Origin of the sequence: Streptomyces sp. NPDC005423, from assembly GCF_040606415.1 — a bacterium.
GTDB lineage: Bacteria > Actinomycetota > Actinomycetes > Streptomycetales > Streptomycetaceae > Streptomyces.
This window is the reverse complement of record NZ_JBEXET010000002.1, coordinates 110,462-122,715: the sequence shown is the minus strand read 5'-3', so window position 1 is coordinate 122,715 and position 12,254 is coordinate 110,462. Positions and strand designations below refer to the sequence as shown.

The following is a 12,254-nucleotide window of genomic DNA, read 5'->3' as shown; positions in this document are numbered from 1 at the left end:
GCTGGTGTCCGCCCTGCGTGGTGTCATTCTCCCACCCGTGAAGGACGAACACACGGCCCGGTCAGTTCGCCGTTCGTACGGTGATTCCGCCGTCGCCCGTGTGCGCCGTCACCACATGGGCGCTGGACGCGTCGCGGGGCACCGAGATCCGCGCCGAGCCGTCGCCGGTCGTGGTCGTCACCCGGTACGCGGCGGACCGGGGCAGCCCGATCGTGACGGACCCGTCCCCGCTGCGCGACTCCACCAGGTCGGGCACGGCGCCGAGTTCGAGCCGCACGGAGCCGTCCCTCGTGGTGGCGCTCACCCGGCGCGAGGAGACCTCCGCCCGCACGGATCCGTCCCCGCTGCGCAGCCGCAACGGCCCGCTGGAGTCGGTGACGTGCACACTCCCGTCACCGGTGCGCACGGTGAGCGCGTCCCGGAACCCCCGCGCCCGCACACTCCCGTCCCGGCTCTCCACCTTCACGGCGATCCCGCGCGGAACCTCGATCCGGTGCCTGGCGGAACAGTCGGCGACGATCCCGGAGCACTTCATCCGCAGCACCAGCCGGTCGTCCTTCATCGCCCAGGTCACCGCGGGGCCCTTCCCGAACGTCACCGACCCCTGCCACCACCGGGTGACCTCGACCTTTCCCGCGGGGTTCGCCGGGGCCGAGACGATCTCCAGCGCGGAGTCGTCGGAGTCCACGGTCAGCGTCCGCCCGTGCAGGGCGAACGACCGCTGATCGGGATGCTTGTCGTCCCCGGCGGAGGCCCCGCACGCGGTGACCCCGGCGAGCAGCGCCACCACGCCCCCGGCCACGGCGACGGAACGGACGGCCACGCTGTGACGACCCACGATGATCTCCCCCAGAACCGGACGACGACCCGCTACGGCCCCGTACGAGCCGCTACGACTCCTGTGAACCGTAGGGACTTCCGCCCGCCCGCGGCATCCGGCGCCCTCCCGGACCCGGGGTGGGGATAACCCCCCGGCCGGTGCGGATGTGCGGGGACCCGCCCCGGGCGATGTAGGCTGTCGACTCGTCCTGGGCGCGTAGCTCAGGGGTAGAGCGTCGCCCTTACAAGGCGAATGTCGGCGGTTCGAAACCGTCCGCGCCCACCAGTTCCAGGACACGAACGAGGCCCAGGTCAGCCGGTGTGAAACCGGTGGCCCGGGCCTTCGTCCTTTTCCGCTGCCGATCAGGTCGCGTCGCGCGGCTCGGCGTGCTTCAACTCCGTGCGCGCGTCCACCCGTTCAGGCGCCGTGACCTCTGCCCAGAAGCGGTGGCCGGTGACGAAGACCGCGAGTTCGTGTTCGCGCCGGCGGAGCTTCTCGACCTCGGCCTGTTCGTCGGCCGTCCAGCCGGGGGAGGCGGGGCGTTCCACCTTGCGCCAGCCGCCGGTGTCGCTGAAGCCGTCGAGCGGCTCGACCGACCAGGGAAGCCGCTTCAGCAGGGCCGACAGCTCCGCCCGGACCTGATGCAGCTCCTCCTGACCGGCGAGGAGGTCACTCGGGAAGTCGTAGGTCGTAGCCACCCCGCAATGGTACGCCTGTTCGATTTTGAGTCGCGAGTTCCTTACGGGGACTTCCGGCTGCTCCGGCGGAACGGTCGACGGTATGTCCTCGACGGCAGGAGACTGGACATATGTGCCGCAGTATCAAGACCCTTCGACCGCCCGCACTGCCCGACGAGCCGACCGAGGAGGAGATCCGCGCCGCCGCGCTCCAGTTCGTGCGGAAGGTCTCCGGCTTCCGGGAGCCCGCCGCCCACAACCGTGAGGTCTTCGACCACGCCGTGGACCTGATCGCCGACGCCACGGCCGAGCTGCTGGCCGGTCTGGAGGTGCGGGGCCGGACTCCTCACCGCACCCCGGCCTGACGGGACCGCTGCCCCGCCGGGCGCGGCGCGGCGGCCTCTAACCCGCAGCCGCCGCCTCCGCCGGCTCGGGTTCCCTCCGCATCAGGTACGCCGCTCCCGCTCCCGCCCCGAACAGCGCCAGGAAGGACACCCCCGTCGCCAGCCAGGTCGCGCCGAGCCACTGGGCGCCGAAGTAGCCGAGGGCGACGCTGTAGACGGCCCAGGAGAGGCCCGCGAGGGCGGACCAGGGGAGGAAGTCGCGGGCGCGGCGGTGGGCGGCGCCCGCGCCGAGGGAGACCAGCGAGCGGCCGGCCGGGGCGAAGCGGGCCAGGATGACCAGCGCGCCGCCCCCGCGGGCCAGCGCCACGCCGAGACGTTCCTGTGCGTCGGTGAGGCGCCGGGAACGGGAGATGGCGCGGTCCAGGCGTGCGCCGCCGCGCCAGGCCAGGCGGTAGGCGACCAGGTCGCCGAGGAGGGAGGCGGTGGCGGCGGAGAGGATCAGCGCCAGGATGTCCGGGACCTCGTGCGGTACCGCGCCGGACGCGGCACCCGACCCGGCGGCGGCCGCCGTGGCGGCCGCGATGACCAGGACTCCGCTCGGCAGCACCGGCAGGAACACGTCGAGGAGCACCGACAGGGCGACCATGGCGTAGATCCATGGACTGCCGGTCAGCGACCCCACACTCTCGAACACACGATCCCCCGTTTACTCCCCCATGACAGCCGTACAGCGTACGCCCGGGCTGTGGCCGGTGGTTCACGGGGGGTTCGTGGGTCGCGCGCGGCGGGTTCACCCGGCTGCCCCGTCCCGGGGAGCGGCCCGCGCGCATGTCCCGTAGCAACGGAGGGGGAAGCGAAGGCGGCCCCGGTGTCGAGACGTGAGGAACGGTGTCCAACATGGTGGCAGTGACAGGTGTGGGCGCGGTCGTGGCGGCCCTGCTGGCGGGCGGCGCGGCCGGCTCCGGCGGCGGTGCCGCCCCGGACGGCTACTGGATGCGGACGGACGGGCGCTTCGCGCCGCCCTCCGCGTTCGTGCCGTCGGCCGCGGTGACGTACGACATGGATCTGGTTCCGGCCGGCGCGTGGGTCCAGGTGAGCCAGCACACCGGGGCGGGCGGGGCGACCACCGTGGAGCTGCGGGTGCGCGGGCTGCGCCCCGGGCACGCGTACGGCGTCCATGTGCACCAGAAGCCGTGCGGCGCCGATCCGGCGGCGGCCGGTCCGCACTACCAGCACCGGCCGTCGAAGAACCCGGCCGACGTCACCGCCGCCAACGAGGTCTGGCTGGACTTCACCGCCGACGGGCACGGTTCCGGCGGGGCGAGCGCCCGGCACGGCTGGGGCTTCCGCCGGGGCGAGGCGTCCTCCGTGGTGATCCATGACATGCCGGGTACCAAGGGAGCGCGTTCGGCGTGCTTCACGGTGCCCTTCGGCTGGGCGGCCGGCCGCACCTGAACGCGCCGGGTGCCCTCCCGCGCCCGCGCACGGGAGGGCACCCCGGCCGGAAGGGCCCGCCGCGCCTGCCGCTCACGGTTCGGTCAGGGTGGACTCCCGCACGGTCGTCAGCGTCCCGTCGGGCTGTGCCCGTTCCAGCCGCAGCCGGGCCGAACGCCCGCGCAGCGTAAGGGTCATGATCTGGTTGCCGAACCAAGGGCCGCCCGTTCTGCGCCACTTGACGGATGTCGGTGCGCAGCGGCCGTGCCGGGTGAGCCGGCGGCCCAGTGCCCGGCCCGCCGCGCTCCACCCGAGGCGGAACCCGTGCCGCATGTAGGCGGGTATGGAGTTGTGGACCGGCGAGCAGGTCAGCTGGAGCACCCGCGCGTCCGGCGCGCGGCCGGCCGGCCAGGTCGCCTCGGCCGCGTACGCGTGGTGCACGTCGCCGGAGAGCACGAGCACGGTGGCCGGTGCCTGCGGGCCGGTGCCGGTCTCGGCGATCAGTCCCGCCAGTTCCTCGAAGGAGTCGGGGAAGGCCGCCCAGTGCTCCAGGTCGGCTGCTCTGCGCAGGCGTTCGCCGAAGCGGGCCCAGCGCGGGCCCCGCTCGCCCCGGCACAGGGCCGCGTCCCACTCCTCGGCGTCGTGCACCAGGTGCGGCAGCAGCCAGGGCAGGGAGGTGCCGAGCAGCAGATGGTCGTAGCAGTCGCGGTCGGTGAGGGCCTCGGTGCGCAGCCACTCCGCCTCGCCGGGGTCGATCATCGCGCGCCGGTCCTCGTCGAGCACGCGCGCGGCCCTGCTGTCCACCATCAGCAGCCGTACGCGGCCGAAGTCGCGCCGGTAGCTCCAGCGGACGGAGGCCGGGTCGGCGTCGGCCCCGGCGGCGAAGGCGCGCAGTTCGTCGGTGCCGTCGGGGTGTGCGCGGACCCGGGCGTAGAGCGGGTCCGCGGCGAGTTCGGCGGGGTTGAGGTTCCCGAGGTGCTGGTACACCCAGTACGACATCAGGCCGCTCAGCAGCCGCTCGCGCCACCACGGTGTGGTCCGGATGTCCGCCAGCCAGGCGGCGCTGGTGTTCCAGTCGTCGATGACGTCGTGGTCGTCGAAGATCATGCAGCTCGGCACGGTCGACAGCAGCCAGCGGATCTCGGGGTCGAGCCACGACTCGTAGTAGAGGTGGGTGTACTCCTCGTAGTCGGAGACTCCGGCGCCCGGCGGTTCGCTCAGGTCGCGGCGGGAGGCCAGCCAGCGGCGGGTGTCGTCGGAGACCTCGTCGGCGTACACCTGGTCGCCCAACAGGAGGAGTACGTCCGGCCGTTCGGCCTCCGGGGCGCCGGCGAGGCGGGCGGCCATCGAGTCCAGGGCGTCGGGCCCGACCGGGTCCTGGGCGTCGGCGGGCGGCGCGGCCCAGCGGCAGGAGCCGAAGGCGACCCGGATGGTTCCGTCGGCGTCGGGGGTGCGGATCACCGGGGGTGGGAACGGCGATTCGGGCGGCGGCCACTCGTGGGCGCCGTCCAGGAACACCTCGTACGGCGACGAGGTGCCGGGCGTGAGTCCCTCCACCGGTACCACGGCGTAGTGGTGGCCCGCGATCTGGAAGGTGCGGGCGGTGCCGCGGGCGCCGTCCGCGCAGCGCACTTCGGCCGCGCACGGGCGGCTCGTCTCGATCCACACGGTCGCGGACGAGCCGTCTACGTAGCGAAGCAGTGGGCCCAGGCGTATTCCGGCCAAGTCGATCGTCCTCCTCCGTCGCTCCGTACCGTACGGAACGACGGAGGCCGGTGGCCAGTTCTCCGCTCCCCCGAGAGGGATCAGCAGCCGCTGAGGACCGAGCTGAGCTTGGTCTTTTCGGCGGTGTCGACCGAGAGGCCGTAGTAGTACTTCACCTGGACCCAGGCGCGGACGTAGGTGCACGCGTAGGAGCTGAGGGAGGGCATCCACTCGGCCGGGTCCTTGTCGCCCTTGGACTGGTTGACGTTGTCCGTGACGGCGAGGAGCTGCGGGCGGGTCACGTCGTTGGCGAAGGCCTGGCGCTGGGCGGTGGTCCAGGCGCCGGCGCCGGAGTCCCAGGCCTCGGCGAGCGGGACGAGGTGGTCGATGTCCACGTCGGAGGCGGCGGTCCAGGTGGCGCCGTCGTAGACCGAGTACCAGCTGCCGCTGGTGGAGGCGCAGGCGGAGTCGGTGACGACGTTCGTGCCGTCCCGCTTCAGGATGTACTCACGGGTGTTGCAGGTGCCGCTGATCGTGATCCAGGTGGGGAACAGGTCACGCGCGTAGCCGGTGCGGTTCTCGGTCGCGACGGAGAGCGAGGCGAGGTAGGTGCGGGCGGTCGCGGCGCTGACGGGGGTGGGCAGCGCGGCGGAGGCGGTCGGGCCGTTGAGGAGCCCGATCCAGGCTATGAGTCCGGTGAGTGCCGCGAGTATGCTGAGCCGTCGACGCGCGTAGAACTTCGGCATACGAACTCCCTTGTGGTGTGGGGGTGTTGGAGTACGAGCGGGGAAATGCTCGCGGTGCCGTGTTGCGGGAAGGTGTGCGTCCGGTAAGAAGCTAGTGACGTGCACATGACACAACAAGGGGCGCGGCGGGACTTTCCTCACGGGAGGGCCCGTCCGGGGCTCGCGTACTATGGACGGCGCAGAAGGGGAGTAGCTCTTCGCCGGACCGTCGACATACTGCTCAGCTCGTCTGAGCCGGCGCCCGGAGGCAGATCCGTCCGTTCACGGACGCGCGGACCGGCCAGCGAGACCTTCGGCAGAGCAGTGCACCCTCCGTGTCCCCGGACACGGCAAGCCGCGTGTGCTGCCGTGCCGAGGTGTCCGCAGCTGGTACACGCGCTCTCGGTGGGGCAGCCCCGACCGATTGAGGAATTTTGATCAGCATCACCGTCACGGCGCTCGTGTTCGGCGTCGTCTTTCTCGCCGAGCTCCCCGACAAGACCGCGCTCGCCGGCCTCGTCCTCGGCACCCGTTACCGCGCCTCGTACGTCTTCGCCGGCGTCGCCGCCGCTTTCCTGCTGCACGTCGTGCTCGCGGTCGCCGCGGGCAGTGTCCTGACCCTGCTCCCGCAGCAGCTCGTGCACGCGCTGACCGGTGTGCTCTTCCTGGGCGGCGCCGCGGTTCTCCTCTTCAAGGGGGACGAGGGCGAGGAGGAGATCCGCACACCCGCCGACCAGTCCTTCTGGAAGGTCGCGGGCACCGGCTTCATGCTCATCCTGGTCGCCGAGTTCGGCGATCTGACCCAGATCATGACCGCCAACCTCGCCGCCCGCTACGACGACCCGCTCTCCGTCGGCCTCGGCGCGGTGCTCGCCCTGTGGGCGGTCGGCGGGCTGGGCATCGTCGGCGGCAAGGCGCTGATGAAGCGGGTGCCGCTGCGGCTGATCACGCAGATCGCGGCGGTGCTGATGGTGGCGCTCGGGGTCTGGAGCCTCTACGAGGCCTTCGCTGCCTGACACCGACGCGGGACCGCGCTGCGGGGCCCCGGGCGGACCCCGGTGCGGAACCGGTGGAGCTGAACTGTGAGTGAACTGTTTCCGGGGGCGGTGGCGGGAAGCGGGCCGGGTTTTGTACCGTAGAGAAACAAAGTGGCTCCCGCCCGTTCTCCCTGACCGGCGGGCGGGGCCGCCTTGTCCCTCCGGGGCCGCCAGGTCCCGTCCGGGCCGACCGTGCCCGCCGGGGTGAGGTGTCCCTTCGGGGGCCGACCCGTCCCACCGGGGCCGAGCCGGTGCGAGCACTCCCCTCGCATCCACCGAACGCACCGCACCCGGCGCATTCTTCTCGCCCCCTCTACCGCGTCTTGGAGCTGCCGATGACGGCCACGACCGTTCTCACCGCCCGCGCCCTCCTGCTGGACATGGACGGCACCCTCGTCGACTCGCACGCCGTCGTCGAGCGGATCTGGCGGCGCTGGGCCGACCGGCACGGGCTGGACGGGGACGAGGTGATGAAGGTCGTCCACGGCCGGCAGGGCTACGCGTCGATGGCGCTGCTGCTCCCGAACCGGCCCATGGAGCTGAACCACGCCGAGAACGCGCGCATGCTCGCCGAGGAGACCGCGGACCTGGACGGCGTCGTCGCCGTGCCGGGAGCGCCGGAGTTCCTGGCGTCGCTCCAGGGTGTTCCGCACGCGCTCGTGACCTCGGCCGACGTCGCGCTCTCCACGGCGCGGATGGCCGCGGCGGGGCTGCCGCTGCCCGAGGTCCGCGTCACCGCCGAGTCCGTCGGCGCGAGCAAGCCCGATCCCGAGGGTTTCCTCAAGGGAGCCGCCGAGCTGGGCGTCGCCCCCGCGGACTGTGTCGTCTTCGAGGACTCCGGCGCGGGCATCGCGGCGGGACGCGCGGCCGGGATGCGGGTCGTCGGCGTCGGGCCGCAGGCCGGGTACCACCGGGCGGACGTGGTGGTACCAGATCTTCGGCAGATACGGGTGGAGAACACCGGCGGCGGGGAGATCCGGCTGCACATCGCCGGATGAGCGACGCGGGTGCGGACCCGGCCGCCTCGTCGGCTCGGCTTTCGCCGTCGGCTCGGTGTCCGACCAGACCAGCCAGACCAGACCAGACCCGCCCGCTCGCCAACCGACCGTCTCCGTCAGCCCGTTGGCCGGTCTCGCGTGGGTGTCACGGTTCGGAGGTCTCCGCTTCCAGCTTCGCTCGTGTCGCCGCGCCGTAGACGCCCGACGGGTCGCCGGTGACACCGCGCGCCAACTGGTAGGTGCGAACGGCGCTTTCGACCCGGCCGGAGTAGTCGCCGTCGTCGGGACCCAGGTAGAGGTTCAACTGACGTAGGCGCAGCTGGAGTTCGGTGACCTCAGCGCCGTGGTCGCCACGGCGCAGGACGGGGGCGGGGCTGCTGCTGCTTCCCTGGTCCGGGGCGGGGGCGAGCGACGCGGTGGCGGAGCTCCTCGTCGGGGTCGGGCTGGGGCTGCCCGAGTCGGAGGGGCTCGGGGACGCGCTGGTCGCCGTGGCCGAGGGGGAGCCGCTCGCGCTGTCCGAGGGAGAGGGGCGGGCGGACGTCGAGTGTGCGGCCGTGGGGCTCGCGGTGAGGGACGGCGGGGCCTCGGTCGTCGGGGCGTTCCCCATGCCGGTCCGTACGTCCTGGGGTGCCGCGTCGTTCCGCGTCGGTGACTTGTAGGCGAACAGCCCGCTCGCGAAACCGCCGACCGCCACCACCGCCACGACGGCACCCGTGGCGGCGAGCAGGGCGGTCCGGCGGGAGCGGCGCGGCGTTCCTTGGCCGTCGTAGCCGTCGTAGCCGTCGTAGCCGTCGTAGCCGTCGGCGGCGGAGGCCGTGGAGAGGCCGGGCATGTCCGTGGGCGTCGCCGTCCGCAGAGCCATCGTGGCGTCCGGGGCGGTCACTTGGGCGGTGTCGGTGGTGTGGCCCGCCGGGTCCGCCGCCATCCCCTGCGGGGTCACCGTGCCGTCCGCCGCGGGTATCACGGCGGTGTTCGCGGTGTGTGCGTAGAGGGGCGAGGCGTCCGCCGGTGCCCCGGTGCGCGGAGCCGTCGTGGCGTCCACGGCCGGCAGCGGCTGCGTCTCGTCCTGGAAGGCGGCGGCCGGCGTTCCCGCCGAACCCGCCTGTACGGAGGTGTCCGCCGCGCCGGGCCCCGCACCGCCCGCGCGCGCCGGCCCGCCCGCCGTGGTCCCCTCGGTCCCGCCGCTGTTCCCCAGCCCCACATAGGGCCGGATCCGCAGGGGGTCGAAGTCCTCCGCGGCGGCGGCCTCCGCGGTGCGGGTGTCGCGCAGGGCGTCGGCGGCGCGCCGGGTGCACCCGCAGGAGGGGCTGCCGTCGGCCGTGCGAGGCGCGCCGCACTCCGGGCATACGTGGTTCTGCGGGTCGTTCATGTGTTCGTCCCCTCCCGTCGGACTCCAGAGATTATGCGGGCCTTCTTCACGCGCTCTCCCCAGTCCCCCCGGAATACCCGCTTCCACCGGGACTCGACAGGCCATAACGGGGCACACCGCTCACCATGGATGTGTAACGAAACCCTCGGGAGGTCCGGATGGCCGGGGACGCGCACGGCAGGACGGGCGAGATCGGCGACGCGCAGCCGCCCGGGAACGCCCCGCGGCAGGGCAGCGCCGCGCAGGAGCACGTGTCCGGGAACGTCCTCGTCTCGATCGGCGCGCTGCTGCTGGGACTGCTGCTCGCCGCCCTCGACCAGACCATCGTGTCGACCGCGCTGCCGACCATCGTCAGCGACCTCGGCGGCCTCGAACACCTCTCCTGGGTGGTCACCGCGTACCTGCTCGCGTCGACCGCCGCGACCCCGCTGTGGGGCAAACTCGGCGACCAGTACGGGCGCAAGCGGCTCTTCCAGACCGCGATCGTGATCTTCCTCATCGGCTCCGCGCTCTGCGGCATGGCGCGGAACATGCCCGAACTGATCGGCTTCCGCGCCTTGCAGGGGCTCGGCGGCGGCGGTCTGATCGTGCTGTCGATGGCGATCGTGGGGGATGTCGTGTCACCCCGGGAACGCGGTCGCTACCAGGGTCTCTTCGGGGCCGTGTTCGGAGCGACCAGCGTCCTCGGACCCCTGCTCGGCGGCCTGTTCACCGAGCACCTGAGCTGGCGCTGGGTCTTCTACATCAACCTGCCCGTCGGCGTGGTCGCGCTCGCCGTGATCGCCACCGCGCTGCACATCCCGCGCAAGTCGGCCCGGCACACCATCGACTACCTCGGCACCTTCCTCATCGCGGCCGTCGCGACCTGTCTGGTCCTCGTCGCCTCGATGGGCGGCACGACCTGGGGGTGGGGCTCACCGCGGATCATCGGGCTCGCGGTCCTGGGCGTGGTGCTGGCCGTGGTGTTCGTCCTCGTCGAGCGCCGGGCCGCCGAACCCGTGCTGCCGCTCCGCCTGTTCGGCGTCCGCACCTTCGCGCTCGCCGCCGTCATCAGCTTCATCGTCGGCTTCGCGATGTTCGGCGCGATGACCTATCTGCCGACCTTCCTCCAGGTCGTCCAGGGCGTCTCGCCGACCATGTCCGGCGTGCACATGCTGCCGATGGTGTTCGGCATGCTGCTGTCGTCCACCACCTCCGGCCAGATCGTCAGCCGCACCGGCCGCTGGAAGGTCTTCCCGATCGCGGGCACCGGCGTCACCGCCCTCGGCCTGCTCCTGCTGCACCGGCTCGACGTGAACAGCTCCACGGCCGAGATGAGCGTCTACTTCTTCGTCTTCGGCCTGGGCCTCGGCCTCGTCATGCAGGTGCTCGTCCTCATCGTGCAGAACGCCGTCCCCTACGAGGATCTCGGCGTCGCCACCTCCGGCGCGACCTTCTTCCGCTCCATCGGTGCCTCCTTCGGCGTCGCCATCTTCGGCACGGTCTTCGCGAGCCGCCTCGGCGGCAAGCTCGCGGACGCCCTGCGCGGCACCCCGCTCCCGCCCGGCGTCAGCACGGACACCCTGGAGTCCGACCCGCGCGGCATCGCCGCCCTGCCGGCAGCCCTCCGCCCGGCGGCCCTGCACGCCTACGCGTCGTCCATCACCGACGTCTTCCTCTACGCCGCTCCGGTCGCCCTCGTCGGCTTCGCGCTCGCCTGGTTCCTCAAGGAGGACAAGCTGCGCGGCTCGGTCACCGCCCCCGACGTCACCGAGACGCTCGCCAGCAACCCGGTCGAGCGGTCGTCGTACGACGAGGTGTGCCGCGCCCTGTCCGTGCTCGGCACCCGCGAGGGACGGCGCGAGATCTACCGCGAGATCACCGCACGCGCGGGCTGCGACCTCCAGCCGGCGGCGAGTTGGCTGCTGCTGCGCATCAGGCGGTACGGCTGGGCCGAGCCGGGTGTGCTCGCCGAGCGCAGTGCCGTGCCACTGCCCGTGATCCTCGCCGCCGCCCGTCAGGTCGAGGAACGCCGGCTCGCCCGACGCGTGGGTCTCGAACTGGAGTTGACCGGCGAGGGTCACGCGGTGGCCGAACGGCTGGCGCAGGCCCGCGAGGAGTCCCTGGCCGCGCTGCTCGGCGACTGGTGGGGCCCCGGCCGGCCCACCGACCTGATCCAGCTGGTGCGGGAGATGAGCGCCGAACTGTGCGGCTCGGACGGCGAGCAACCCCACAACAAGACCGCGCGTCAAGCCAGTTGAGGTCTCCGGCGCCACCGGGCCGGGCCGGGCGCCCGTCCGGCGCCTCGCCCCCTCGCTTCGGCAGCGCCCGCCGGGACCGACACGGCGGCGGAACGTCCTCTCTCCGGTCTCCCGGGCCACCGCGGTAGTGACGGGACCCGTTTGAGGAGCGCCTTCGGGGCAATCCGAACCTCGAACCGGCCCGTACGGAAGGCCGGTTGGCCGAGAATCCGGAAGGCACCCATGTCCACAGGCGTGATCATCGCTCTTATCGTGATCGTGGCCGTCGTCGTAGTGGCGGCCGCCCTCATTCTGCGGGCCCGCGGCCGGCACGGCGGCCCCGGTCTGAAGCGGCGCTTCGGACCTGAGTACGACCGGACGGTGGCCCGGCACGACGGTGACACCAAGGCGGCCGAGCGCGAACTCACCGAGCGGGTGGAGCGGCACGGCTCCCTGCGACTGCGACCGCTGGAGCCCGCGGCCCGCGAGCGGTTCGAGACGCGCTGGACCGCCGCCCAGGAACACTTCGTCGACTCGCCGCGGGAGGCGCTCGCCGAGGCCGACCAGCTGATCGCCGAACTGGCCGACACCCGCGGGTTCCCGGCCGACGACCACGACCAGCGGCTCGACGCGCTCTCGGTGCACCACGCGCACCACGTGCACGGCTACCGGCGCGTGCACAGCGTCGCCGCGCCCACGGCCGGTGCCTCCGAGAGCCAGGCCGGAACCGAGGAGATGCGCGAGGCGATGGTCGAGGCCCGCGCCCTCTTCGAGGACCTCGTGAAGGCGGACCACGGCCGCGACGACCGCGCCACCGGCACCGCCACCAGCACCGCCACCAGTGACGAGCACGACGGGCGCCGCGTCCTCGGCGCGTCCAACCAGCAGACAGTGAAGGGAAGTTGACCCAGATGCCCGACACGACCC

The 12,254-nt window shown here is 72.7% G+C and carries 12 protein-coding genes and 1 tRNA gene; 7 read left to right on the top strand and 6 right to left on the bottom strand.

Annotated elements, in window-relative coordinates:
- Window positions 1–61 precede the first annotated feature (61 nt).
- Window positions 62–838, bottom strand: coding sequence for a DUF4097 family beta strand repeat-containing protein (locus ABZT12_RS04405; protein ID WP_356377074.1), 777 nt, complete (start codon window positions 836–838; stop codon window positions 62–64).
- A gap of 192 nt (window positions 839–1,030) precedes the next feature.
- Between ABZT12_RS04405 and ABZT12_RS04400 the strand changes: the two genes are divergently transcribed.
- Window positions 1,031–1,105: transfer RNA gene (locus tag ABZT12_RS04400), tRNA-Val, on the top strand.
- A gap of 77 nt (window positions 1,106–1,182) precedes the next feature.
- Here ABZT12_RS04400 and ABZT12_RS04395 read toward each other — a convergent pair.
- Window positions 1,183–1,518: a hypothetical protein gene (locus ABZT12_RS04395; RefSeq protein WP_356377070.1), complete on the bottom strand. Its 336-nt coding sequence runs from the start codon at window positions 1,516–1,518 to the stop codon at window positions 1,183–1,185.
- Between the two features lie 110 nt (window positions 1,519–1,628).
- Here ABZT12_RS04395 and ABZT12_RS04390 point away from each other — a divergent pair, with 110 nt between their 5' ends.
- Entirely contained in the window at window positions 1,629–1,862 is a 234-nt protein-coding gene (locus ABZT12_RS04390; protein ID WP_356377068.1) for a DUF2277 domain-containing protein, read from the top strand.
- Window positions 1,863–1,899: 37 nt separating this feature from the next.
- Here the strand turns inward: ABZT12_RS04390 and ABZT12_RS04385 are convergent, their stop codons facing one another.
- Window positions 1,900–2,535, bottom strand: a complete 636-nt coding sequence (locus ABZT12_RS04385) for a VTT domain-containing protein (RefSeq protein ID WP_356377065.1) — start codon at window positions 2,533–2,535, stop codon at window positions 1,900–1,902.
- Window positions 2,536–2,738: 203 nt separating this feature from the next.
- Between ABZT12_RS04385 and ABZT12_RS04380 the strand changes: the two genes are divergently transcribed.
- Window positions 2,739–3,296, top strand: a complete 558-nt coding sequence (locus ABZT12_RS04380; protein WP_356377062.1) for a superoxide dismutase family protein — start codon at window positions 2,739–2,741, stop codon at window positions 3,294–3,296.
- 72 nt (window positions 3,297–3,368) lie between these two features.
- Here the strand turns inward: ABZT12_RS04380 and ABZT12_RS04375 are convergent, their stop codons facing one another.
- Both ABZT12_RS04375 and ABZT12_RS04370 read right to left on the bottom strand, forming a co-directional pair.
- Window positions 3,369–5,000 carry an alkaline phosphatase D family protein gene (locus ABZT12_RS04375; protein ID WP_356377059.1) on the bottom strand — a complete coding sequence of 544 codons (1,632 nt, stop codon included), beginning with the start codon at window positions 4,998–5,000 and terminating at the stop codon, window positions 3,369–3,371.
- Window positions 5,001–5,080: 80 nt separating this feature from the next.
- Window positions 5,081–5,725: an HNH endonuclease family protein gene (locus ABZT12_RS04370; RefSeq protein WP_356377057.1), complete on the bottom strand. Its 645-nt coding sequence runs from the start codon at window positions 5,723–5,725 to the stop codon at window positions 5,081–5,083.
- Between the two features lie 413 nt (window positions 5,726–6,138).
- Between ABZT12_RS04370 and ABZT12_RS04365 the strand changes: the two genes are divergently transcribed.
- Entirely contained in the window at window positions 6,139–6,720 is a 582-nt protein-coding gene (locus ABZT12_RS04365; protein WP_356377054.1) for a TMEM165/GDT1 family protein, read from the top strand.
- Window positions 6,721–7,076: 356 nt separating this feature from the next.
- Window positions 7,077–7,739 carry an HAD-IA family hydrolase gene (locus ABZT12_RS04360; protein WP_356377052.1) on the top strand — a complete coding sequence of 221 codons (663 nt, stop codon included), beginning with the start codon at window positions 7,077–7,079 and terminating at the stop codon, window positions 7,737–7,739.
- Between the two features lie 145 nt (window positions 7,740–7,884).
- Here ABZT12_RS04360 and ABZT12_RS04355 read toward each other — a convergent pair whose 3' ends face one another.
- Window positions 7,885–9,108, bottom strand: a complete 1,224-nt coding sequence (locus ABZT12_RS04355) for a peptidoglycan-binding protein (RefSeq protein ID WP_356377049.1) — start codon at window positions 9,106–9,108, stop codon at window positions 7,885–7,887.
- A gap of 158 nt (window positions 9,109–9,266) precedes the next feature.
- Here ABZT12_RS04355 and ABZT12_RS04350 point away from each other — a divergent pair, with 158 nt between their 5' ends.
- Window positions 9,267–11,348, top strand: a complete 2,082-nt coding sequence (locus tag ABZT12_RS04350; protein ID WP_356377045.1) for an MFS transporter — start codon at window positions 9,267–9,269, stop codon at window positions 11,346–11,348.
- 222 nt (window positions 11,349–11,570) lie between these two features.
- Window positions 11,571–12,233 (top strand): hypothetical protein, encoded by a 663-nt coding sequence (locus tag ABZT12_RS04345; RefSeq protein WP_356377042.1) that lies wholly within the window; start codon window positions 11,571–11,573, stop codon window positions 12,231–12,233.
- The last annotated feature ends 21 nt before the right edge of the window (window positions 12,234–12,254 follow it).